Below are 21,021 nucleotides of genomic sequence, written 5' to 3'. Positions count from 1 at the left end.
GCGCGGGATAAGTGTGCGCGCCGTCGGGCACCAGGAACGGGACCAGGACTTCCGGTGCGTCGTAGAGGATCCGGCCGCGATCGACGCGACGTTCGACCGCGTCGGCGGGCCGCCCGTCCGCGCTCAGATCGGCGCGCCACTTGTCTCTCATCCGATCGAGCAGCGCGCCTCTTCTGGCCGGATCCTCTACGACGCACCGGAAGTCCTGGTCCCGTTCCTGGTGCCCGACGGCGCGCACACTTATCCCGACGCCGAACGCACCGCCGCCGAGCACACGATGTTCACCGTCGCGGTCGGCGCGGCCGTGCAGGCCCTGCTGGTGGCGTTGGCCGTACGCGGCGTCGGCAGTTGCTGGATCGGTTCGACGATCTTCGCCGCGGACGTGGTCCGCGCCGAACTCGACCTGCCCGACGACTGGGAACCGTTGGGGGCGGTCGCAATCGGCTACCCCGACGGTGGTCAGCCCATAGACCCGCGCTCCCCCTTCCCGACCGACGGCCTGCTGGTGCGCAAGTGAGCCTGCACGCATCGGCCGTCGAGCTGCTGACCCGTTGGCGCGCACCGGATCCCGCGCAGGACACGTTGCGGCACGCGGTGCTGGCGTTCCTGGCCGCCAGAGCCGACGGCTGTCTGCGCGAGTGCGCGCCCGGACACGTCACCGGGTCGGCGCTCGTCCTCGACCACACCGGCACCCGAGCATTGCTGACACTGCATCCGCGGTTCGGGCGGTGGCTTCAGCTCGGCGGGCATTGCGAGGCCGGCGATCCCGACGTCGTCACCGCTGCGTTGCGGGAGGCCACCGAGGAGTCGGGCATCGACGGGCTCACCATCGATCCGGCGCTGGCCGCGTTGCACGTTCACCCCGTCACGTGTTCCTTGGGGATACCCACGCGCCACCTCGACATGCAGTTCGTCGTGCATGCTCCGCCGGACGCCGAGATCGTCGTCAGCGACGAATCGTTGGACCTGCGCTGGTGGCCGTTGGACGCGCTGCCCGAGGATTGCGACTTCGGCCTCACCCAACTCGCGGCGGCCGCCCAGAACCGGTGACTCGGGTCGCTACACGTCGGTCGAGAAGCGCACGCCGCCATCGGGAATCGTGACACCCGGCCACACCCGCGCGCCGCGCAGCAGTTCGCAGCGCGCGCCGATGTCGGCGCCGTCGCCGATCACGCCGTCGCGAATCAGCGCCCGGGGACCGATGCGCGCGCCGAAGCCGACGATCGAGCGTTCGATCACCGCGCCGGCGCCCACGCGCGCGCCGTCGAAGATCACCGCGCCGTCCAGCCTTGCCCCACCGGCGATCTCGGCGCCGCGGCCGACCACCGTCCCGCCGATCAGCAGCGCGCCGGGTGCGACGCTGGCGCCGTCGTGCACCAGTTCCTCGCCGCGCCGCCCGCCCAACGCCGGCGACGGCGCGATGCCGCGGACCAGGTCGGCCGAACCCCGCACGAAGTCCTCCGGCGTGCCCATGTCGCGCCAGTAGGTGGCGTCGACGTAGCCGCACACCCGCAGGCCGTCGGACAGCAGTCCCGGAAACACCTCGCGCTCCACCGAGACCGCCCGGTTCTTCGGGATGCGATCGATGACTTCGCGTTTGAACACGTAGCAGCCGGCGTTGATCTGGTCGGTCGGCGGGTCTTGCGTCTTCTCCAGGAACGCGGTGACCTTCCCGTCCGCATCGGTCGGCACGCAACCGAACGCGCGCGGATCACCGACGCGCACCAGGTGCAGCGTCACGTCGGCGGCGGTGTCCTCGTGGTAGTCCAGCAGCGCGCGCACGTCGGCTCCCGACAGCACGTCGCCGTTGAAGACCAGCGCGGTGTCGTGGCGCAGCCTGGCCGCCACGTTCGCGATGCCGCCGCCGGTGCCGAGCGGTTCAGTCTCGACGACGTACTCGATCTGCAGGCCGAACTTGGAACCGTCACCGAACTCGTCTTCGAAGACTTCGGCCTTGTACGACGTGCCGAGCACGACGTGCTCGATACCGGCGTCGGCGATGCGCGACAGCAGATGAGTCAGGAAGGGCAGGCCGGCCGTCGGCAGCATCGGCTTGGGCGCCGACAACGTCAACGGCCGCAGCCGGGTGCCGAGCCCGCCGACCAGGATGACGGCGTCGACTTGTGCGGGGTTCACGCTAGCGCCGTCCTTTCGCCCGTTTGCGACGTGAGTTGCGGACCACCAGACCCGCGCGTGCGGCGAGCGAGCTTCGAATCGTCCACCGCAGCGGACCCTGCCACCACTTCGGATACCGATCCGCGAGGAAAGTGTAGGTGCTGGTGTGATGGGCGGCCAAGTTGCGCGCGGGGTCCTTCCCGGTCGCATGTCCCTTGTCGTGCAGGATCTCCGCGGCCGGCACGTAGACGTTCTGCCAGCCCGCACGCGCGAGCCGATCCCCCAGGTCGACGTCTTCCATGTACATGAAGTAGCGCTCGTCGAAACCGCGGACCTCGTCGAAGGCCGACCTGCGCAGCAACAGACACGAGCCGGACAGCCAGCCGACGGGGCGTTCGCTGGGTTCCTGGCGCTCCTGGCGGTATTCGGCGGTCCACGGGTTCGACTTCCAGAGCGGGCCGACCACCGCGTGCATGCCGCCGCGCACCAGGCTCGGCTGGTGTCGGGCCGACGGATACACCGAGCCGTCGGGGTCACGGATCAGCGGGCCGAGCGCTCCCGCCCGCGGCCACCGGGCAGCGGCCTCCAACAGCAGGTCGATGCTTCCCGGGCCCCATTGCACGTCGGGGTTGGCCACCACGAAGTAGTCGGAGCAGTTCGAGTCCTTCACGTATTCGGCGACGGCGCGGTTCACGGCGCTGCCGTAGCCGAGGTTGCCGCCGGTGCGCAGCAACCGGGCGTTGGGATAGCGTTCGAGCGCTTCTTCGGGTGCGCCGTCGGTGGAACCGTTGTCGGCCATGACCACCGTGACCGGGCGGTCGGTCGCGTGCGACAGCGACGCGAGGAACCGGTCCAGATGCGGCCCCGATGAATAGGTCACCGTGACGACGACGAGTTCGTCACTCATTCGAGACCGGCGCGTTCTTGCTCACGGCGTAGAGGTTATCGGGCCGCAGGCGCAGCACACCGCGACCGCATCGGCACCGCTGCTGAACTGCGCAAACAGCAACGGTCCCGCGTCGGTCGGCCGGAATCACGTCCCGGCCGGACCGAACCGACCGCGGGCGCCGAGTCTGGCGCGCCGATCCGCGCTACCCGGTCTGCGCCCGAGTCGCAAGTAGCCTGAGCTGATGCCCGGTCGAATGCTCCGTGTCATCGCCGTGTGCGCGGCCCTGGCAGTCGTGGTCGGGACCGGTGTCGCGTGGAGCAAGATCCGCTCCTTCGAATCCGGTATCAACCACATCTCGCCGATCGCGCTCGGCGACGGCGGCGAGGACGGCGCGATCGACATCCTGCTCGTCGGCATGGACAGCCGGACCGACGCGCACGGCAACCCACTGTCCGAAGACGAGCTGGCCACGTTGCGGGCAGGCGACGACGAGTCCACGAACACCGACACCATCATCCTCATCCGCATCCCCAACAACGGGAAGTCCGCCACCGCCATCTCGATCCCGCGGGACTCCTACGTCCAGGCACCGGGCGTGGCCAAGATGAAGATCAACGGTGTCTACGGCTCGGTGCACCTCGAGAAGATGACCGAGCTCGTCGAGAAGAAGGGCATGGATCCGGCGAAGGCAGAGCCGCAGGCGACCGAGGCCGGCCGCGAAGCGTTGATCAAGACCGTCGCCAACCTCACCGGTGTCACCGTCGACCACTACGCCGAGATCGGACTTCTCGGGTTCGCGTTGATCACCGACGCCCTCGGGGGCGTCAACGTCTGCCTTAACCAGGCGGTCTACGAACCACTTTCGGGAGCCGACTTCCCGGCGGGCTGGCAGAAGCTGAACGGCCCGCAGGCGTTGAGTTTCGTCCGCCAACGCCACGACCTGCCGCGCGGCGACCTCGACCGGGTGACCCGTCAGCAGGCGGTGATGGCGTCGCTGGCACACGAAGTGATTTCCGGCAAGACGCTGTCGAGCCCGGCCACGCTGAACCGATTGCAGGAGGCGGTCCAGCGCTCGGTGGTGCTCTCCGACGGTTGGGACGTCATGGAATTCGCCGACCAGCTGCAGAAGCTGGCCGCAGGCAACGTCGCGTTCGCCACCATCCCGGTGTTGCAGGAGAACGGCTGGAGCGACGACGGCATGCAGAGCGTGGTTCGCGTCGATCCCACCGAGGTGAAGGAGTGGGTCGCCGGACTGCTGCACGACCAGGACGAGGGCAAGACAGAGCAACTCGCCTATTCACCGGACAAGACGACCGTCGAGGTGGTCAACGCCACCGACATCAACGGTCTGGCCGGCGCGGTGTCGCAGGTGTTGACCAACAAGGGGTTCACCCCCGGCACCACCGGCAACCACGAACCGGTGGCCAACAGTCAGGTGCGGGCCGCTAAGGCCGACGACCTTGGCGCGCAAGCGGTCTCGAAGGATCTCGGCGGCCTGCCGGTCGTCGAGGACCCGACGGTGGGGCCCGGCGCCGTGCGGGTGGTGCTGGCCGAGGACTACACCGGGCCCGGTTCCGGGTTGGACGGCAGCGCTGCGACCTTCAGCGGCGGGGACTCGGTCGCGGTCGGTTCGACCAGTTCGGCGCAGACGGCGCCGCCTCCTTCGCCGATCCTGACCGCCGGCTCCGACGATCCGGCTTGTGTCAACTAGCGTGCCGACGGTCAGCGGGGCGATCCTCGATCCGCTGATGGCGTCTGATCCCGCCGGCCCGCGCATCACCTACTACGACGACGCCACCGGCGAACGCATCGAGTTGTCGACCGCGACGCTCGCGAATTGGGCAGCCAAGACCGCCAACCTGTTACGCGACGAGTTGGGCGCCGGCCCGTCGACCCGGGTCGCGGTGCTGCTACCCGCGCACTGGCAGACCGCCGCCGTGCTGTTCGGCGTCTGGTGGATCGGCGCCGAGGTCGTGCTGGGCGGACAGGCCGATATCGCGTTGTGCACGGCGGAGCGGTTGGCCGACGCCGACGCCGCCGTCGGGACGGGTGAGATCGCCGTGCTGTCTCTGGACGCGTTCGGCAAGCCGGCTGCCGACCTGCCCGTCGGGGTGACCGACTACGCCACCGCGGTGCGGGTGCACGGCGACCAGATCTCACCGGAGCGGGCGCCCGGCCCCGCGCTGGACGGCCGGACCGTCGACGAGGTGCTCACCGCGGCAGCGGAATCGGCTGCGACACAGGGACTTACGCCGTCCGACCGGGTGCTGGCGAGCACCGGTTGGGACACCGCTGACGAGCTCATCGAGCGTTTGGTGGCTGTCTTCGCCGTGGGTGCTTCGCTCGTGCAGGTGGCCAACCCCGACACGACGCTGCTGGACCGGCGCAGGCAGACGGAGAAAGTCACGCGCGGTTAGCCGTGCTCGCGCCGAACGGCGGCTACTTCAGCAGGGCGCGCGACATGACCACGCGCTGAATTTGGTTGGTGCCCTCGTAGATCTGGGTGATCTTCGCGTCGCGCATGAACCGCTCGACGGGGAAGTCGGTGGTGTAGCCGTAGCCGCCGAACAGTTGCACCGCGTTGGTGGTGACCTCCATCGCGACGTCGGAAGCGAAGCACTTCGACGCCGAGGAGATGAATCCCAGTGCGGGCTCGCCCCGTTCGGCGCGGGCGGCCGCGGTGTAAACCATCAGCCGGGCGGCCTCGATCTTCATCGCCATGTCGGCGAGCATGAACTGCACGGCCTGGAAGTCACCGATCGGCTTGCCGAACTGCTTGCGCTCCTTGACATATTCGATCGAGGCGTCGAGTGCGCCCTGCGCGATGCCGACCGCTTGCGCGCCGATGGTCGGCCGCGTGTGGTCCAGCGTCGCCAGCGCGGTCTTGAAGCCCGTGCCCTCGTCGCCGATGATGCGATCGGCGGGGATGCGACAGTCTTCGAAGTACAACTCCGTCGTCGGCGAACCCTTGATGCCCATTTTCTTCTCCTTGGCGCCGATGGAGAAGCCGGGATCGTCCTTGTGCACGACGAACGCCGAGATGCCGTTGGCCTTCTTGTCCGGGTCGGTCACCGCCATCACGGTGTACCACGTCGAGTGCCCGCCGTTCGAGATCCAGCACTTGGCGCCGTTGAGCACCCACTCGTCGCCTTCGCGGCGCGCCCGGGTGCGCATCGCCGCGGCGTCGCTGCCCGCCTCACGTTCCGAAAGCGCATAGGAGGCGACGGCCTCACCGGCCGCGATCGACGGCAGCACCTGCTTCTTGAGTTCCTCGCTGCCGCGCAGCAGCAGCCCCATGGTGCCCAGCTTGTTGCAAATCGGGATCAACGACGACGACGCGCACACGCGCGCCACCTCCTCGATCACGATGCAGGCCGCGACCGAATCGCCGCCTTGGCCGCCGTACTCCTCGGGGATGTGGATGGCCGCCATGCCCGAAGCGGTCAGCGCCGCCAACGCTTCGTCGGTGTAGCGCGCCTTCTCGTCGACGTCGGCGGCATGCGGCGCAATCTCCTTCTCGCACAGGTCGCGCAGCACCGCGCGCAGCTCGTTGTGCTCGTCGGAGAGCTGAAAGGCGTCGAATGACGGGTTGCTGATGGCCATGAGAACTCCTCGCTACTCGTCGGTAACCCTACTGCCCGAGCAGACGGTCGCGAAGAGCCGCATCCTTCTGCAGGACGGTGTCGTGCAGGTCCGTCTGGAACCGCACGATCCGTTCCCGCAGCGAGGCATCCGAGACGGCCAGGATCCGCACCGCCAGCAGCCCCGCGTTGCGGGCCCCGCCGATCGACACGGTGGCCACGGGCACGCCGGCGGGCATCTGCACGATCGACAGCAGCGAGTCCAGGCCGTCGAGCTTGGCCAATGGCACCGGCACGCCGATCACCGGCAGCGGCGTCGCCGACGCCACCATGCCGGGCAGGTGGGCCGCCCCGCCCGCGCCGGCGATGATCACCTCGATCTCACGGTCCGCCGCACTCTGGGCGTATTCGAGCATGCGCACCGGGGTGCGGTGGGCGGAGACGACGCCGACTTCGAACGGCACGTCGAACTCGGCCAGCGCGTGGGCGGCGTCCTCCATCACCGACCAGTCGCTGTCGCTGCCCATGATCAGGCCTACCCGCGGCGCCGGAGCACTGCTACTCATGTGGATCCCATCCGTCCGTCCATTCCGCGCGCGACAACCAGTGTGCCGCCCGGACCGCGCGCTCCCGCACATCGACGACGTACGCGTCGTCGTCGACCGAGCCGGCGGCATCGCCGACGACGTTCACGTGCCCGATCTTGCGGCCCGGCCGCTCGTACTTCCCGTACAGATGCACCTTGGCGTCCGGCATCCTGGCGAACAGGTGGTGCAACCGTTCGTCCATGGCCATCTGCGGAGCCTGTTGTGCGCCAAGGACATTGGCCATCACCGTGACAGGGGCGATCGGCGCGGTGTCACCGAGCGGATAGTCGAGCACCGCACGCAGGTGTTGTTCGAACTGGCTCGTGCGCGACCCGTCCATGGTCCAGTGCCCCGAGTTGTGCGGGCGCATCGCCAGCTCGTTGACGAGCAGCGCGCCGTCCGTCGTCTCGAACAGTTCGACCGCCAGCACACCGACGACGCCGAGCTCCGCTGCCAGCTGCAGCCCAAGCTGTCCGGCCGCGGAACGCAGCTCGTCATCGAGCTGCGGCGCCGGCGCGATCACCTCCACGCAGATGCCGTCGCGCTGCACGGTCTCCACCACCGGCCACGCCGCACCCTGACCGAAGGGCGAGCGTGCCACCAGGACCGCCAGCTCGCGCCGCATCGCCACCCGCTCCTCGAGCAGCACCTCGGCCCCGCCGGCCAGATAGCGATGTGCCGCCTCGCGCGCCTCGGCGACATCGCGCGCCAAGGTGACCCCGCGACCGTCGTATCCGCCGCGCGCGGTCTTGACCACGACCGGGCCGCCGACACTCGCGGCGAACTCGTCGACGTCGGAGAGCCGGCCGACCGAGGCGAACCGCGGCACCGGTGCGTCGAGCGCCTCGAGCCTGCGGCGCATCACCAGCTTGTCCTGGGCATGGATCAGCGCCGACGGGGGCGGCGCCACGTTCACCCCGTCGGCGACGAGCTTCTCCAGCAGCTCAGGCGGCACATGCTCATGGTCGAAGGTCAGCGCATCGGCTCCGTCGGCGGCGCGGCGCAGCGCGTCGAGATCGGTGTGCGCCCCCAGCACGACATCCGGGCTGACCTGGGCAGCCGGGTCGGCAGCGTCGGCGGCGAGCACACGCAGCGTCTGACCGAGCGCGATCGCAGCCTGATGCGTCATTCTGGCCAGCTGCCCACCGCCGACCATGGCCACCAGCGGGGGTCCTTTCGGGTTGTGCGACACGCCCCAATGGTGTCATGGCCGCAAGGACCGGCTTGTTCCATGTACCCGCCGCGACCTGCACGGGTACGCGTAATGTGCAGAATTTCCGTACACTGCGCTGTTGTGTCCTTCACCGATGCGACGATCGCACGGCTGCCCCGTTCGGTCCGGCCGTACTTCGAGCGGCATCACGAACTGATCAAGTTCGCGATCGTCGGCGCGACGACGTTCATCATCGACACGTCGGTCTTCTACACGCTCAAGCTCACGGTGCTCGAGCCCAAGCCGGTGACGGCGAAGATCATCGCCGGCATCGTCGCGGTGATCGCGTCCTACATCCTCAATCGCGAGTGGAGCTTCCGCGATCGCGGCGGACGCGAGCGCCACCACGAGGCGCTGCTGTTCTTCGGCTTCAGCGGGGTGGGCGTGCTGCTGAGCATGGCTCCGCTGTGGTTCTCCAGCTATGTGCTGATGTTGCGCGTCCCGGAAGTCAGCCTGACGGTGGAGAACATCGCCGACTTCGTCTCGGCCTACATCGTCGGCAACCTGCTGCAGATGGCGTTCCGGTTCTGGGCGTTCCGGCGCTGGGTGTTCCCCGACGAGTTCGGCCGCAACCCCGACAAGGCGGTCGAAGCGCTCACCGCGGGCGGGCTCGCCGAGGTCATGGAGGACCACCACGAAGCCACCGCCGGCGGGGCCGTGCTGGGCAACGCCGCGGGCAATACGGTGGGAAACGTCACCCCGCTGCACCGCTCGACCCGGCGGGCCAGGCGGCCCGCTCAGCTGGGCGACTCCTCCGAGCCCAGGGTGTCGAAAACCTCGTGATAGAGCAGTGAGTGGACCTGTTCCACTCGCGGGATGTCATCGAATGAAAGCGGATCCTGCGACGCTGACTCGATGATCAGCGTGCCAGTGCGCAGCATGCGGTCGAACAGGCCGTGGCGGAACTCGACGCTGTTGATCCGCGCGAGCGGGATGTCGATCCCCGACCGGGTCAGCACCCCGTGCCGGAACATCACCCGGCGGTCGGTGATCACGAAGTGGGTGGTCCACCAATTGAAGAACGGCCAGAGCGTCAGCCATCCGACGATCACGAGCCAGATCACGCCAATCACGATCAGCACGACATTGCGTGCGGTCTGCTGCCAGCCCAGCGTGTTGACGTAGCCGGCCAGCAACGCCGCCGCCGCGGTCGCGAACAACAACGCCGCCACCGGGCCGATCAGTCGCTTCCAGTGCGGGTGCCGGTGCAGCACCACTTGTTCGTCCGACGCCAGAACGTTCTCCGGATAGCTCACGGGACGACTCTAGGGCGGTTCAGGCCTTCTCGGTGTCGCGGAAGAAAATCCCGTCAGCCTGCATCAGCCGTCCGCTTCGTGGATCGGTGAATCCCGGAATCAATCCCGTCAGGGAAAAGCCTATGCTCTCCGCGACGTCGATCGCCTCTCGATAAAGCATCCCGCCCTCATATAACGGCACCAGAGAAAGCTCCAGCTGCAGACCCACGCAATGGTCGTTCAAAACGGACTTCGCTCCCGCCAGAACCGAGTTCTCGTAGCCTTGAACGTCGGCTTTGATGAACACTTTATTACCGGGCGAAAAAAGCTCCGCGGCCAATGAGTCGAGGGTGCGAATCTGCACGTCTTCCGTTCCGATGTATTTTGCTGCCGGAGCGGAATCCTCGTGTGCTTTCAGCATCGGCAGAATGGAACTGCTCTCCCCCGCGTTCGCGGCGACGTTCAGCGTGGCCGTACCGTTCTGCTCACCGAGGGCATAGGGAAAGGCTTCCCAGTTGTCGTCGGCGTCGGATTGACGCTTCAGCACCGAGAATTGGCTGGACAGCGGCTCAAACGAGACGATGCGCCGCGTATAGCCGGCATGCCGCAGGTCGTTGGCGTACCGGCCCGCGTTGGCGCCGATGTCCAGCACGACATCGACATTGTGCGCGTCCATTTGACGGACCAGAAGGGACAGCGGGTCGCGCCCGTCATACCGAGAAATATCGATACCGATTCGCTGCGTCATCGATCGGACACGATGCAAAAATCCCATGGGCCGAGCCTAGCATTCAGGTCGTCGCGCGCCTCGTGCGCTACTCAGCGCGAAATTGACGCCGAGCGTGACGAGTTATAATTTCTGCGCTCCAACCTATTGCTGCGCCCGGCGAAGGTGAATGACATCGCCTGCTGAAATTGCCGTGCGATTTCCGTCTGAACAGACGACCAGCCGTCCGTTGCCGTCGATCGCCTCAGCGCGTCCGACCAGTTCGCCTGAACCTGGCAGCGCGACGCGGACCCGGCTTCCGATCGTCAGGCTGTGCGCGCGGTAGTCGGTCGCCAACTGCGAACTCATGCCCGGCTGACGCCAGGCGCGAATGCGCTCGGCGAGTTGCGTCAGCAATGTCCGAAGGAGGGAATCCCGGTTCGGCGCGACAACGCCGAGGTCTGTCAGCGATGTGGCGTTCGGATCGTTGACCTCGTCTCTGCCGATCGAGACGTTGAGCCCGATTCCGAGGACGATGACCGGCTCGGGCGCGGCGACCTCGGCCAGTATCCCGGCCAGTTTCCGGCCTTCGCACAACACGTCGTTGGGCCATTTGAGTCCAGCCCGGATCCCCGTCTCGGCGATCACGGCGTCCACCACCGCGACTCCGGCCGCCAGCGGCAGCCACCCCCACGACTCGGCGGGTACGTCGCCCGCCCGCGCGCCCACCGAGAGCAGCAGCTGGGCACCCGGAGCCGCGTCCCACACCCGGCCGTTGCGGCCACGCCCGGCGGTCTGGTGTTCGGCGACCAGAACCACGTCGCCCACATCCGCGCCTGCGCTCGCCCGCGCCAGCAGGTCGGCGTTGGTCGAGCCGGTCTCGGCGACGACGTCGATCCGGCGCCACGCCGAACCGGCACCTGTCAGACCGGTTCGTAGCGACGCGACGTCGAGCGGAAGCCGCAACGGGTCGGGAGACACTCGCCGATTATGTCGGGCGACAGAGCCGACGTCGTCAGTAGGCGCCCGCGCCGCTGAACACGGCACGAACCGTCTTCACCACGATGATCAGGTCGTTCATCATGGACCAGTTCTCGACGTAGGACAGGTCGAGCCGCACGAAGTCGTCCCAGCTGAGATCGGACCGCCCGCTGACCTGCCACAGACCGGTGATCCCCGGTCGCACGAGCAGCCGGCGACGGACGCGCTGATCGTAGGTCGCCACCTCGGCCGGCAGGGGTGGCCGAGGACCGACGACGCTCATCTCCCGACGGAGGACGTTGATGAACTGAGGAAGCTCGTCGATGCTGTAGCGCCGCAGGAACCGTCCGACCGGGGTCACCCGCGGATCGCGTCGCATCTTGAAGACGACCCCGCCGTCGACTTCGTTGAGCTCGGCCAGTTGGGGCATCCACTTGTCCGCGTCGGCGACCATGGTGCGGATCTTGATCATCTTGAAGGGTTTGCCGTCGATCCCGATGCGTTCGGATCGGTAGAACATCCCGCCCTTGCTCGTCAACGTCACCGCGATGCCCGCAGCAATCAGGACGGGCGACACGAGCACGAGCACCAGAAGCGAAAAGCAAATATCGAAGGCGCGTTTCTCGAAGCGCTTGGCGCCGTCGTATTGAGGCTTGTCCAGATGGATCAGCGGCAGGTCGGCCACCGGACGCATGCTTATCCGGGGCCCGGCCAAACCCACCATTCCCGGCGACACCAAAAGATCGATGTCGAGCTTTTCCAGCTGCCATGACAGGTCACCGATGTCGTGGGCGCCCAATTTGTCCGCACCGGTCAACGCAATGGTGTCGGCGCCCGACTCGGCGACGATCCCGGCGATGTCGTCGTCGTACGGGAAGACCGGCACACCGTAGATGGTGTGCGGCTCGTGGGCCCGGCCCTGGCCGTGGCCGGGAAAGCAGACTCCGACGACGGCATAACCATATTCAGGGGTTCGCGTCAGCGACTGCACCATCGCACGCGCCGCGGCTGGCTCGCCGATCACCAGAACCGATGTCAGGTACTGGCCCTGTCGCCGCTTCTCGGCGACCACACGGCGCCCCACCCATCGGCTTGCGAGCAGTCCGACCAGACCTGCCGGCAGCGCCAATGCCAGATAGCCCCGAGCGAAATCGAATCGAATTAGCATCGAAAGGATCGCGATAGCGCCGAAGGCGGAAAATGTTGCCGTCGCCGCTCGCCGATATTCCTCTGGGCCGGCGCCCAGAATTCGCGGTGAGCGCGCGCGATAGATCGACAAAGACATCGTCCAAATGACCACGACGGCCACGGAAACCGCCGAATAGAAGTAGAAAACCTGGTCGCCGTCGGTCGACGAAGTTCCGAACCGCAGCAATTGAGCCAGGCCCACGGCAAACATTACGACGGCCAAGTCGGTAACGCGCAGAACTGTCGCATAACGACGTTGCCACACCGGGCGAGACGGCCCGCGATGCGGTGCGCTTCGCGCGCAGGAAGCAACGTTCACAGAGATAGCTGAGGACACCGGGGTGTGCACCATCCGTCGAGGGGAACGAGATTTCCAGCAAGCATGCCATGGTCGCAGCAACTACGCCAGCCCACATGGACGCAAACTTCTTGTGAGTTTCTGACGCCTGAAAATCAGCTGATGAGGGGCTGTGATCCAGGTTACGGATGGGGCCTGATCTGCAACGCTGTACCCACCGGTAACTGACGTTTCCGCAAATACTCAGCGTTGGCCCGACGGGCCGTGAAAGGGAACGGGACTGCCAGCGCAGGACGCATCCGGACTGTGGTTGAAAAACAGGGCTCGACGTGTCGGCCTACCGGCTCCGGCGGTACGGATTGCTCTCGCTACCATCGAACACCATGACGAGCACGATGGCGAGCCATCCGGACAAGCCTGCCGAGCACTCGGCCGAACCGGCAGCCGAGCACGAAATCGACATCCACACCACCGCCGGCAAGCTCGCCGATCTGCGCAGGCGCGCCGAGGAGACGCTGCACCCGGTCGGCGAGGAGGTCGTCGAGAAAACCCACGCCAAGGGCAAGCTGACGGCGCGCGAGCGGATCCTGGCGTTGCTCGACGAGGGCTCGTTCGTCGAGCTCGACGCGTTGGCGCGCCACCGCAGCACCAACTTCGGCCTCGAGGCCAACCGTCCGCTCGGTGACGGCGTGGTGACCGGTTACGGCACCATCGACGGCCGCGAGATCTGCATCTTCAGCCAGGACGCGACGGTCTTCGGCGGCAGCCTCGGCGAGGTGTACGGCGAGAAGATCGTCAAGGTGCAGGAGCTGGCGATCAAGACCGGGCGTCCGCTGATCGGCATCAACGACGGTGCGGGCGCCCGCATCCAAGAGGGCGTCGTCTCTCTTGGTCTCTACAGCAACATCTTCCACAACAACATCCGCGCCTCCGGCGTGATCCCGCAGATCTCACTGATCATGGGCGCCGCGGCGGGTGGCCACGTCTACTCCCCCGCGCTCACCGACTTCGTCGTCATGGTCGACCAGACCAGCCAGATGTTCATCACCGGGCCGGACGTCATCAAGACGGTCACCGGTGAAGAGGTGACGATGGAGGAACTCGGCGGCGCGCACACCCACATGGCCAAGTCCGGGCTGGCGCACTACGTGGCCTCCGGTGAGCAGGACGCCTTCGACTACGTCCGCGAACTGCTGTCCTATCTGCCGTCCAACAACTATGCCGACCCGCCGCGCTACCCGGTGGCCACACCCGAGGGCGCGATCGAGGAGAACCTCACCGACGAGGATCTCGAACTGGACACGCTGATCCCGGATTCGCCGAACCAGCCCTACGACATGCACGAGGTCATCACCCGCATCCTCGATGACGACGAGTTCCTCGAGGTGCAGGCCGGCTACGCGGGCAACATCATCGTCGGGTTCGGCCGCATCGACGGGCGCCCCGTCGGCATCGTGGCCAACCAGCCGACACAGTTCGCCGGCTGCCTGGACATCAACGCCTCCGAGAAGGCCGCCCGGTTCATCCGGACCTGCGACTGCTTCAACGTGCCGATCGTGATGCTCGTCGACGTGCCCGGCTTCCTCCCCGGAACCGATCAGGAGTACAACGGCATCATCCGGCGCGGCGCGAAGCTGCTCTACGCCTACGGCGAGGCGACGGTCGCCAAGATCACCGTGATCACCCGTAAGGCGTACGGCGGCGCGTACTGCGTGATGGGCTCCAAGGAGATGGGCGCCGACGTGAACGTGGCCTGGCCGACGGCGCAGATCGCGGTCATGGGCGCTTCGGGCGCCGTCGGGTTCGTGTACCGCTCGCAGCTCAAGGAAGCAGCCAAGAACGGCGAGGATGTCGACGCGCTGCGGCTGAGCCTGCAGCAGGAGTACGAAGACACGTTGGTCAACCCCTACATCGCGGCCGAACGCGGCTACGTCGACGCGGTCATCCCGCCGTCGCACACCCGCGGCTACGTCGCGACGGCACTGCGGCTGCTGGAACGCAAGATCGCGCAGGTGCCGCCGAAGAAGCACGGGAACATCCCCCTATGAGCGAAGAACTGAACGATCACGAGGCGCACATCCAGGTCGTCAAGGGTGCACCGACCGACGAGGAGATGGCCGCGCTGATGGCGGTGCTCGCCGCCTCGTCGAGCGCTCCCGCCGAACCCCGCGAGCAGGAGGAGAACCTCTGGGGTCATCCGGTGAACCGGCTGCGCTACACCAGCTTCAGCTGGCAGCGGGTCACACTGGTGGAACGGACGCACATGCGCCGACGGTGACGCGCGTCGTCCTCGCGTCAGCCTCGCCCGGGCGCCGAAAAGTGTTGCGCCAGGCGGGAATCGATCCTCTGGTCGTCGTCTCCGGCGTCGACGAGGATGCCGTCGCCGCCGCGTTGGGCCCGACAGCGGCCCCGGCCGAGGTGACGGTCGCGCTGGCGGCGGCCAAAGCCGACGCGGTGATCACCGGCCTCGATGCCGCCGTCGCCGCTGACTGCGTGGTGATCGGTTGCGACTCGATGCTCTACCGTGACGGCGTCCTGTTGGGCAAGCCGCCGACGCCGGAGGCCGCGCTGGCCGGCTGGCGCCAGATGGCGGGCCGCTCTGGACAGCTCTACACCGGTCACTGCCTGATCCGGTTGCGCGACAACGACATCGGGCACCGCCTCACCGAGTCCGCCGTGACCACGGTCCGGTTCGGTGAGCCGTCGGCGAAAGATCTCGAGCACTATGTCGCCAGCGGCGAGCCCACCGCGGTGGCGGGCGGATTCACGCTCGACGGCCTGGGCGGCTGGTTCGTCGAGGGCGTCGAGGGTGACCCGTCGTCGGTGATCGGCCTCGGGCTGCCGCTCGTCCGACGGCTGATCGAGCGCGCCGGCCTGTCGCTGGCCGACCTGTGGCAGGCGAATCGGCCGCCTGGGTAGGCTCGCAGTGTGCCATTGCCTGCCGACCCAGATCCCGCCCTGCAGTCGTACGCCCACCCCGAACGCCTGGTCACCGCCGACTGGTTGTCGGCGAACCTCGGCAGGCCCGGGCTGGCCATCGTCGAGTCGGACGAGGACGTGTTGCTCTACGACACCGGACACATCCCCGGGGCCGTGAAAATCGACTGGCACACCGACCTGAACGACCCCCACGTGCGCGACTACATCACCGGCGAGCAGTTCGCCGAGCTGATGAACCGCAAGGGCATCTCCCGCGACGACACCGTCGTCATCTACGGCGACAAGAGCAACTGGTGGGCCGCCTATGCGCTGTGGGTGTTCACGTTGTTCGGCCACCCGGACGTGCGGCTGCTCAACGGCGGCCGCGACCTGTGGATCTCCGACGGCCGCGTGACGACGCTCGACGTGCCGGACAAACAGACCACCGGCTACCCCGTCGTCGACCGTGACGACGCTCCCATCCGCGCCTTCAAAGACGACGTGCTCGGCTCGCTCGGCGCGCAGCCGCTGATCGACGTCCGGTCGCCGCAGGAGTACACGGGCGAACGCACTCACATGCCCGACTACCCCGAGGAGGGGGCGCTGCGCGGCGGCCACGTCCCGACCGCGCGGTCGATCCCGTGGGCCAAGGCGGCCGACGACAGCGGCCGGTTCCGCAGCCGTGGCGAACTCGAGGAGTTGTACGGCTTTCTCACCGCGGACGACAGGACGATCGTCTACTGCCGCATCGGCGAGCGCTCGAGCCACACCTGGTTCGTGCTGACTCATCTGCTCGGGCTGCCCGGCGTGCGCAACTACGACGGCTCGTGGACGGAATGGGGCAACGCGGTGCGCGTGCCCGTCACCGTCGGGGACGAGCCAGGAGATGCGCCAGGCTCGTCATGAGTGTCATGCCGGCCGCCCTGGCCGAGGTGGTGTCCGACTTCAAGGAAGTCGAAGGGCAGGACAAGCTGCAGCTGCTGCTGGAGTTCGCCAACGATTTGCCGCCGCTGCCCGCCGACCTCGAAGAAGCGGCGATGGAACCGGTGCCGGAGTGCCAGTCGCCGCTGTTCCTGCACGTCGACGCCGACGATCGCGAACATGTCCGGCTGCACTTCAGCGCACCCGCCGAGGCGCCCACCACCCGGGGCTTCGCCGCGATTCTGGCCGCCGGGCTGGACGACCACACGGCTGAGGAGATTCTCGCCGTGCCCGACGACTTCTACTCGGAGCTCGGGCTCGCCGCGCTGATCAGTCCGCTGCGGCTGCGCGGCATGTCGGCCATGCTGGCGCGCATCAAGCGCAGGCTGAGGTAGCTACAGCTTTGCCATGGGCTGCGTCGCGGCTGGGACGACAACAGGTTAATGTGTGCCGGTGCGACCGAAAATCCTCAGCCGTCGACGTAATGTCACCCTGCTGCCCAAACAGACGCTCGACCTGATCAAGCGCAACCCCTACGCCTACACCGCATTGCGAACCGTGCGGATGCAGGCCGGACGGTTCGTGCCGCCGCAGCACGTCACAGGCGTTCCGGGCCGCGTGCACTTCAACGACTTCATGTTGGTCAGCGACGAGGAGGCGCTGCGCCCGGAGGGTTACCTCGGCGGCGCGGAGAGCGTCATCGCGCTCATCGAGGAGGGCTTGTCGAAATCCGGCCGCTCCTTCGCTGATCTGCGGACAGTCCTCGATTTCGGCAGCGGCTACGGCCGCGTGATCCGGTTGCTGATCAGCCGTGTCGAGCCGTCGCGGGTGTTCGCCGCCGACGTGATCCGCGAGGCTGTCGCCTTCTGCGAGTCGGAGTTCGGCGTGAACCCGATCTTCCCGGGCCGCGGTGGGCGGCTTCCCGTCATACCGCCGATGGATCTGATCTACGCGATCTCGGTTCTTACCCACCTCCCGGCGGAGCGGGGTAACGAGGTTCTGCGCGCTTGGGCGAAGGCCATCGAACCGGGCGGCGTGCTGCTGTTCACCACGCAGGGCCCCGGCGCGGCCGACGACCCCACCCACTACGGTTTGCCGGAGTCGAGCAGCGCCGACATCAAAGCCCGGCTCGAGAAGGACGGGTTCGTCTACGAGCCGTACGCCCACTACCTCGGCGACGACTACGGCGTGACCTTCCACACGCCCGAGCACGTGGCCGAGCTCGCCGCGCGGCATCTCCCCGATTTCGAGCAGGTCGCGCATCTGCCGAAGGGCCTCGACGGGCATCAGGACGTGTTCGTCTACCAACGACGCAGAGGCTAGGCAGGAGTTCACCATCGCGCACTATCCACCTGGTCTGCACCACAGCGAGAGTTGGTCGCAGCACAAGCACGTGTGCACGGAGCTCATCAAGAGCGGCGGCTACAAGAGCGTCTGCGAGATAGGGGCCGGACGCGATCCCCTGTTCTCGCTGGCTGAGGTCGAGTCACTCGGCATCGAGTACACCGTTGTCGACGTGTCGGCCGACGAGCTGCAACTGCTGCCCGACGGCTACAACACACTCGAGGCCGACATGTGCGACCCGGCCACGATCGAATTGGGTGAACGGTTCGACTTCATCTTCTCGAAGATGGCCGCCGAGCACATGCGCGACGGCGAGACCGCCCACCGTGCGGTGCAGGCCCTGCTGCTGCCGGGCGGCGAGGCGTTCCACTTCTTCCCGACGCTGTACTACCCGATCTTCGCGGTGAACAGGCTGCTGCCCGAACGGGTCTCGGATTGGTTGCTCAACCGGTACTCGCCGCGGGAGAAGCCCAAGTTCAAAGCTTATTACTCGCTGTGCCGCGGGCCCTCGCGCCGCATGCTGCGCAAGTTCACGCGGATGGGGTTCATCGTCGCCGAGTACCGGCCCTTCTACGGGACCCAGTATCTGGAAGGCCTTCCGCTGCTTCAGGAATTCGACGATCAGATCTCGTCCTGGGCAGCGCGTCGCCGTAACCCGCACCTGACCTCGTTCGCCTGGTTGCGCCTGCGCAAGCCCGGACCCGATGAAGGCCCGTACCGGACCCGTTAGCAAGCGGCAGCGCCGGCATCGCCGACTTGTCGCGTTTGCTGAGCGCGCTATGGTTGCCCGGTGACGGCCCCAGCAAAGCAACGCGACGCCAGCCTCGATGTCGCCCGCGGGATCGCGATCATCGCGGTCGTCCTCGCGCACGTCCTGCGTGGGCTCAACGCCGCGCATCTGCTCGGCGACGGAGCTTGGATAAAGATCGCCGACCAGGTGATCCTGCTCTTCTCGCTGAGCGTGTTCGCCTTCGTCGGCGGCCTGTTCGTGTCCGCGTCCGTGCGCAAACGCGGCCTCGGTCGATACCTGTCAGAACGTGAGTCGCAGTTCGCGTTCGTATGGCTGACCTGGACCGCGCTGCAGGGCGGGGTGCTGCTCCTCGCGTCGGGGGTCGTCAACACCCCGGGCTCGATCGGATCCCTGCTGCGCATCTGGTTGCCCATCGGACAGCTCTGGTATCTGCCGTTCCTCATGCTCGTCACGCTGATCTTCGTGCCGATGTGGACGTGGCTGCCCCGCGGGGGGCTGTGGGTGTTCGGCCTCGCGGCGGTGCTGAGCCTCGGCCTGTGGGGCTTCAACACCGGGCTGGCCGGCATCCGGGGTTTTGCTCTGGCCGTGTTCATGGTCGGCGGCGTCGTCCTGGGCGCCGATCGAGCCCGAGCCCTGCTCAACGCGATACCCGTCGCCGTCGCAGCGGTTGCGGGGGTGACGCTTTTCGCTGTCGGGGTCGTCGTCGTGACGGTGTACCCGGATGTCGCACCACCGACCGAATCGCATGTGCGCACACTCTTCACCGTCGCTCTCGGCGTGGTGCTGTCACTGACGTTGTCGGTGGCCGTGCTCTTCTTGGGCCGGGCCGCGAGATCGTGGTCCCTTCTCGCTCTCTGCGGTCGACGGTCCCTCGAGATCTACCTCGCCCACATCGTGCTGGCGTCCGGGAGCCGGATCATTCTCGTCAAGCTCGGCGTCCATTCGTCCGTCCTGCTGATCGCAGGCGGACTCGTGGCGGGAGTCGTCGGAGCGTTGATCGTGGCCGCCGGCTTGCGACGCGTAGGCCTTGCGTGGGTGTTCGACGGCCCGAAGTGGCTGACGCAGAGGCGGGCCCCTGCGCGCCTCACCGCGGCGGACTCGGCCCCGAGCGCACCGATCCCGTCCGACCGACAGCAGAGCTGACCCGCGCACCGGTCTTTTCGGTCAGCCGGTTTCCAGCGGCGGATCGGAGTTGAGTTTCTTCACGGCGAAGTCCACCGCCGACCGGACTGCGCCGCCCCCGATATAGGCGGGCTGAAGGTGCGGTTCCAGCGATGGCCCCTCGGAGCAGACCGGGTCCTGCGGGTTGCAGAGGTCGATCGTCTTGTCCGCGAACTGCGGGCTCATGCCGACCGGTACGCCGACCACCTTGCTGCCGTTGCCGAATATGACCACGGCCGCCACCTGCCGATCGGTGCCGGACGGTTGCGGCTCCCTGAGGGCCTCGGTCGTGACCGCTCCGCCCAGCGAGTAGCCGCCGACGACCAGTTCGGTGCCGGGACAGTTGACGACCATCGAGTCGATGTGGGCGTTCATGTCGGCGACTCCCAGGGTGACTTCCTTCTTGTCCGCCGGGTAGTTGACTCCGTACTCGCCGACGTCCCTGCCGGTGTTGGAGCGCAGTGAGTCGACGAAGGCCTGTCCGACCGCACCTACGCCGGGCGGCTCCCCGAGCCCACGCGCGAAGACCACCTCGACGTCCGGGCAGACCGGCACTTTGGTCTCCGGCGACGCGCACGCCGCCAGTACGGCCACGGCCGTCGAGAGGACGGAAAGGCAAGCGAAGAAGGCGACGACGCACCGGCGTTTGATCGAAGTTTGTCGCACGCGGATGCACACCTGCCGAAGATCGAGCCCAACACTGGCCAGCCCAGCTTAGGCGCATTGCCTGACGGTCCCCGCCGTGGAGCCCGCGCGTTCCCAGCGTTTGCGCGATGCGTCAAATCTGCGGCACCATTTGGGATCGTGACGCTTCGGAGTTTTGCTGCGGTCGCCTACCGCGACGTGTACGTCAACCGACTCATCGCATCGTCGCTGATACCCGGGCAGGTGCGCGGACGGATGCTCAACCGGCTCGGCCACAACATCCACCCCACCGCGGGGATCAACCCGCACCAGTTCATCGGCGCCAAGACCGGCCTCACCGTCGGCGCTCACTCGGTCATCAACTACGGATGTTTCTTCGACCTCGGCGCAGCAACCACTCTCGGGGCGGGCGTCGGCGTACTCCAGCGTTGTTCAGGGCCGCCGATCTCGTGTCCGCACGTGATGATCATCACGCCGTAACCGATGC

General features: G+C 67.3%; 24 protein-coding genes. 14 read left to right on the top strand and 10 right to left on the bottom strand.

Going from position 1 to position 21,021, the window contains the following annotated elements; translation table 11 throughout:
* The coding region (locus A5663_RS20710; protein WP_197503489.1) for a nitroreductase family protein at nt 1–517 on the top strand (517 nt) is incomplete at its 5' end.
* On the top strand, nt 514–1,050 hold the full coding sequence (locus A5663_RS20705; protein WP_068153605.1) for an NUDIX hydrolase: 537 nt from the start codon (nt 514–516) through the stop codon (nt 1,048–1,050). The genes A5663_RS20710 and A5663_RS20705, both read left to right, overlap by 4 nt.
* A gap of 9 nt (nt 1,051–1,059) precedes the next feature.
* On the opposite strand, the gene A5663_RS20700 is transcribed toward A5663_RS20705, so the two are convergent.
* Together A5663_RS20700 and A5663_RS20695 are read right to left on the bottom strand one after the other, a co-directional pair.
* On the bottom strand, nt 1,060–2,136 hold the full coding sequence (locus A5663_RS20700; protein WP_068153604.1) for a sugar phosphate nucleotidyltransferase: 1,077 nt from the start codon (nt 2,134–2,136) through the stop codon (nt 1,060–1,062).
* 1 nt (nt 2,137) lies between these two features.
* Nucleotides 2,138–3,022 (bottom strand): glycosyltransferase family 2 protein, encoded by an 885-nt coding sequence (locus A5663_RS20695; protein ID WP_068153603.1) that lies wholly within the window; start codon nt 3,020–3,022, stop codon nt 2,138–2,140.
* Between the two features lie 223 nt (nt 3,023–3,245).
* Here A5663_RS20695 and A5663_RS20690 point away from each other — a divergent pair, with 223 nt between their 5' ends.
* Entirely contained in the window at nt 3,246–4,715 is a 1,470-nt protein-coding gene (locus A5663_RS20690; protein WP_068153602.1) for an LCP family protein, read from the top strand.
* A gap of 1 nt (nt 4,716) precedes the next feature.
* Nucleotides 4,717–5,421, top strand: coding sequence for a TIGR03089 family protein (locus A5663_RS20685; RefSeq protein WP_068153600.1), 705 nt, complete (start codon nt 4,717–4,719; stop codon nt 5,419–5,421).
* Nucleotides 5,422–5,443: 22 nt separating this feature from the next.
* On the opposite strand, the gene A5663_RS20680 is transcribed toward A5663_RS20685, so the two are convergent.
* From A5663_RS20680 to A5663_RS20670, 3 genes are read right to left on the bottom strand one after another with little or no spacing between them, the layout of a single operon-like run.
* Nucleotides 5,444–6,607, bottom strand: a complete 1,164-nt coding sequence (locus A5663_RS20680) for an acyl-CoA dehydrogenase (protein ID WP_068153598.1) — start codon at nt 6,605–6,607, stop codon at nt 5,444–5,446.
* Nucleotides 6,608–6,635: 28 nt separating this feature from the next.
* On the bottom strand, nt 6,636–7,151 hold the full coding sequence (gene purE / locus A5663_RS20675) for a 5-(carboxyamino)imidazole ribonucleotide mutase (RefSeq protein WP_082974288.1): 516 nt from the start codon (nt 7,149–7,151) through the stop codon (nt 6,636–6,638).
* On the bottom strand, nt 7,144–8,328 hold the full coding sequence (locus A5663_RS20670) for a 5-(carboxyamino)imidazole ribonucleotide synthase (protein WP_068153608.1): 1,185 nt from the start codon (nt 8,326–8,328) through the stop codon (nt 7,144–7,146). Before A5663_RS20670 ends, purE begins: the two co-directional genes overlap by 8 nt.
* A gap of 138 nt (nt 8,329–8,466) precedes the next feature.
* Here A5663_RS20670 and A5663_RS20665 point away from each other — a divergent pair, with 138 nt between their 5' ends.
* Entirely contained in the window at nt 8,467–9,168 is a 702-nt protein-coding gene (locus A5663_RS20665) for a GtrA family protein (protein WP_068153594.1), read from the top strand.
* On the opposite strand, the gene A5663_RS20660 is transcribed toward A5663_RS20665, so the two are convergent.
* The 4 genes from A5663_RS20660 to A5663_RS20645 all read right to left on the bottom strand — a co-directional run bounded on the left by A5663_RS20660 (nt 9,123) and on the right by A5663_RS20645 (nt 12,760).
* Nucleotides 9,123–9,641: a PH domain-containing protein gene (locus A5663_RS20660; protein ID WP_068153591.1), complete on the bottom strand. Its 519-nt coding sequence runs from the start codon at nt 9,639–9,641 to the stop codon at nt 9,123–9,125. The two genes, A5663_RS20665 and A5663_RS20660, sit on opposite strands and share 46 nt — an antisense overlap.
* Nucleotides 9,642–9,660: 19 nt before the next feature.
* Nucleotides 9,661–10,395: an FkbM family methyltransferase gene (locus A5663_RS20655; protein ID WP_068153589.1), complete on the bottom strand. Its 735-nt coding sequence runs from the start codon at nt 10,393–10,395 to the stop codon at nt 9,661–9,663.
* A gap of 96 nt (nt 10,396–10,491) precedes the next feature.
* Nucleotides 10,492–11,307, bottom strand: a complete 816-nt coding sequence (locus tag A5663_RS20650) for a biotin--[acetyl-CoA-carboxylase] ligase (protein ID WP_068153587.1) — start codon at nt 11,305–11,307, stop codon at nt 10,492–10,494.
* 34 nt (nt 11,308–11,341) lie between these two features.
* Nucleotides 11,342–12,760 carry a sugar transferase gene (locus tag A5663_RS20645; RefSeq protein WP_255396389.1) on the bottom strand — a complete coding sequence of 473 codons (1,419 nt, stop codon included), beginning with the start codon at nt 12,758–12,760 and terminating at the stop codon, nt 11,342–11,344.
* 416 nt (nt 12,761–13,176) lie between these two features.
* Here A5663_RS20645 and A5663_RS20640 point away from each other — a divergent pair, with 416 nt between their 5' ends.
* The 8 genes from A5663_RS20640 (at nt 13,177) to A5663_RS20605 (ending at nt 19,871) form a co-directional block, all read left to right on the top strand.
* Entirely contained in the window at nt 13,177–14,841 is a 1,665-nt protein-coding gene (locus tag A5663_RS20640) for an acyl-CoA carboxylase subunit beta (protein ID WP_369816678.1), read from the top strand.
* Nucleotides 14,838–15,071, top strand: coding sequence for an acyl-CoA carboxylase subunit epsilon (locus A5663_RS20635; protein WP_068153582.1), 234 nt, complete (start codon nt 14,838–14,840; stop codon nt 15,069–15,071). The genes A5663_RS20640 and A5663_RS20635 overlap by 4 nt, the downstream gene beginning before the upstream one ends.
* On the top strand, nt 15,068–15,712 hold the full coding sequence (locus A5663_RS20630) for a nucleoside triphosphate pyrophosphatase (RefSeq protein WP_068153580.1): 645 nt from the start codon (nt 15,068–15,070) through the stop codon (nt 15,710–15,712). The genes A5663_RS20635 and A5663_RS20630 overlap by 4 nt, the downstream gene beginning before the upstream one ends.
* A gap of 9 nt (nt 15,713–15,721) precedes the next feature.
* Nucleotides 15,722–16,618, top strand: a complete 897-nt coding sequence (locus tag A5663_RS20625) for a sulfurtransferase (protein WP_068153577.1) — start codon at nt 15,722–15,724, stop codon at nt 16,616–16,618.
* Nucleotides 16,615–17,028, top strand: a complete 414-nt coding sequence (locus tag A5663_RS20620; RefSeq protein WP_068153575.1) for a SufE family protein — start codon at nt 16,615–16,617, stop codon at nt 17,026–17,028. Before A5663_RS20625 ends, A5663_RS20620 begins: the two co-directional genes overlap by 4 nt.
* A gap of 58 nt (nt 17,029–17,086) precedes the next feature.
* On the top strand, nt 17,087–17,956 hold the full coding sequence (locus A5663_RS20615; RefSeq protein WP_156744587.1) for a class I SAM-dependent methyltransferase: 870 nt from the start codon (nt 17,087–17,089) through the stop codon (nt 17,954–17,956).
* A 70-nt stretch (nt 17,957–18,026) separates the two neighbouring features.
* Nucleotides 18,027–18,707 carry a bifunctional 2-polyprenyl-6-hydroxyphenol methylase/3-demethylubiquinol 3-O-methyltransferase UbiG gene (locus tag A5663_RS20610; RefSeq protein WP_068153571.1) on the top strand — a complete coding sequence of 227 codons (681 nt, stop codon included), beginning with the start codon at nt 18,027–18,029 and terminating at the stop codon, nt 18,705–18,707.
* Between the two features lie 60 nt (nt 18,708–18,767).
* Entirely contained in the window at nt 18,768–19,871 is a 1,104-nt protein-coding gene (locus A5663_RS20605) for an acyltransferase (RefSeq protein ID WP_068153569.1), read from the top strand.
* Nucleotides 19,872–19,892: 21 nt separating this feature from the next.
* Here A5663_RS20605 and A5663_RS20600 read toward each other — a convergent pair whose 3' ends face one another.
* A complete protein-coding gene (locus tag A5663_RS20600; protein ID WP_197503487.1) occupies nt 19,893–20,555 on the bottom strand; it encodes a cutinase family protein in 663 nt (220 codons plus the stop codon).
* Nucleotides 20,556–20,693: 138 nt separating this feature from the next.
* On the opposite strand from A5663_RS20600, the gene A5663_RS20595 reads away from it, so the two are divergent.
* Nucleotides 20,694–21,014, top strand: a complete 321-nt coding sequence (locus A5663_RS20595) for a hypothetical protein (RefSeq protein WP_156744584.1) — start codon at nt 20,694–20,696, stop codon at nt 21,012–21,014.
* The last annotated feature ends 7 nt before the right edge of the window (nt 21,015–21,021 follow it).

Source organism: Mycobacterium sp. E740, from assembly GCF_001672895.1.
Classification (GTDB): Bacteria; Actinomycetota; Actinomycetes; order Mycobacteriales; family Mycobacteriaceae; genus Mycobacterium.
This window is presented reverse-complemented; position numbering and strand designations above follow the sequence as displayed.

Coding starts and splice junctions, on each gene's coding strand:
- A5663_RS20695 (WP_068153603.1), bottom strand. CDS start 3,022: ATGAGTGACGAACTCGTCGTCGTCACGGTGACCTATTCATCGGGGCCG.
- A5663_RS20690 (WP_068153602.1), top strand. CDS start 3,246: ATGCCCGGTCGAATGCTCCGTGTCATCGCCGTGTGCGCGGCCCTGGCA.
- A5663_RS20680 (WP_068153598.1), bottom strand. CDS start 6,607: ATGGCCATCAGCAACCCGTCATTCGACGCCTTTCAGCTCTCCGACGAG.
- purE (WP_082974288.1), bottom strand. CDS start 7,151: ATGAGTAGCAGTGCTCCGGCGCCGCGGGTAGGCCTGATCATGGGCAGC.
- A5663_RS20670 (WP_068153608.1), bottom strand. CDS start 8,328: ATGGTCGGCGGTGGGCAGCTGGCCAGAATGACGCATCAGGCTGCGATC.
- A5663_RS20655 (WP_068153589.1), bottom strand. CDS start 10,395: ATGGGATTTTTGCATCGTGTCCGATCGATGACGCAGCGAATCGGTATC.
- A5663_RS20640 (WP_369816678.1), top strand. CDS start 13,177: ATGACGAGCACGATGGCGAGCCATCCGGACAAGCCTGCCGAGCACTCG.
- A5663_RS20635 (WP_068153582.1), top strand. CDS start 14,838: ATGAGCGAAGAACTGAACGATCACGAGGCGCACATCCAGGTCGTCAAG.
- A5663_RS20620 (WP_068153575.1), top strand. CDS start 16,615: ATGAGTGTCATGCCGGCCGCCCTGGCCGAGGTGGTGTCCGACTTCAAG.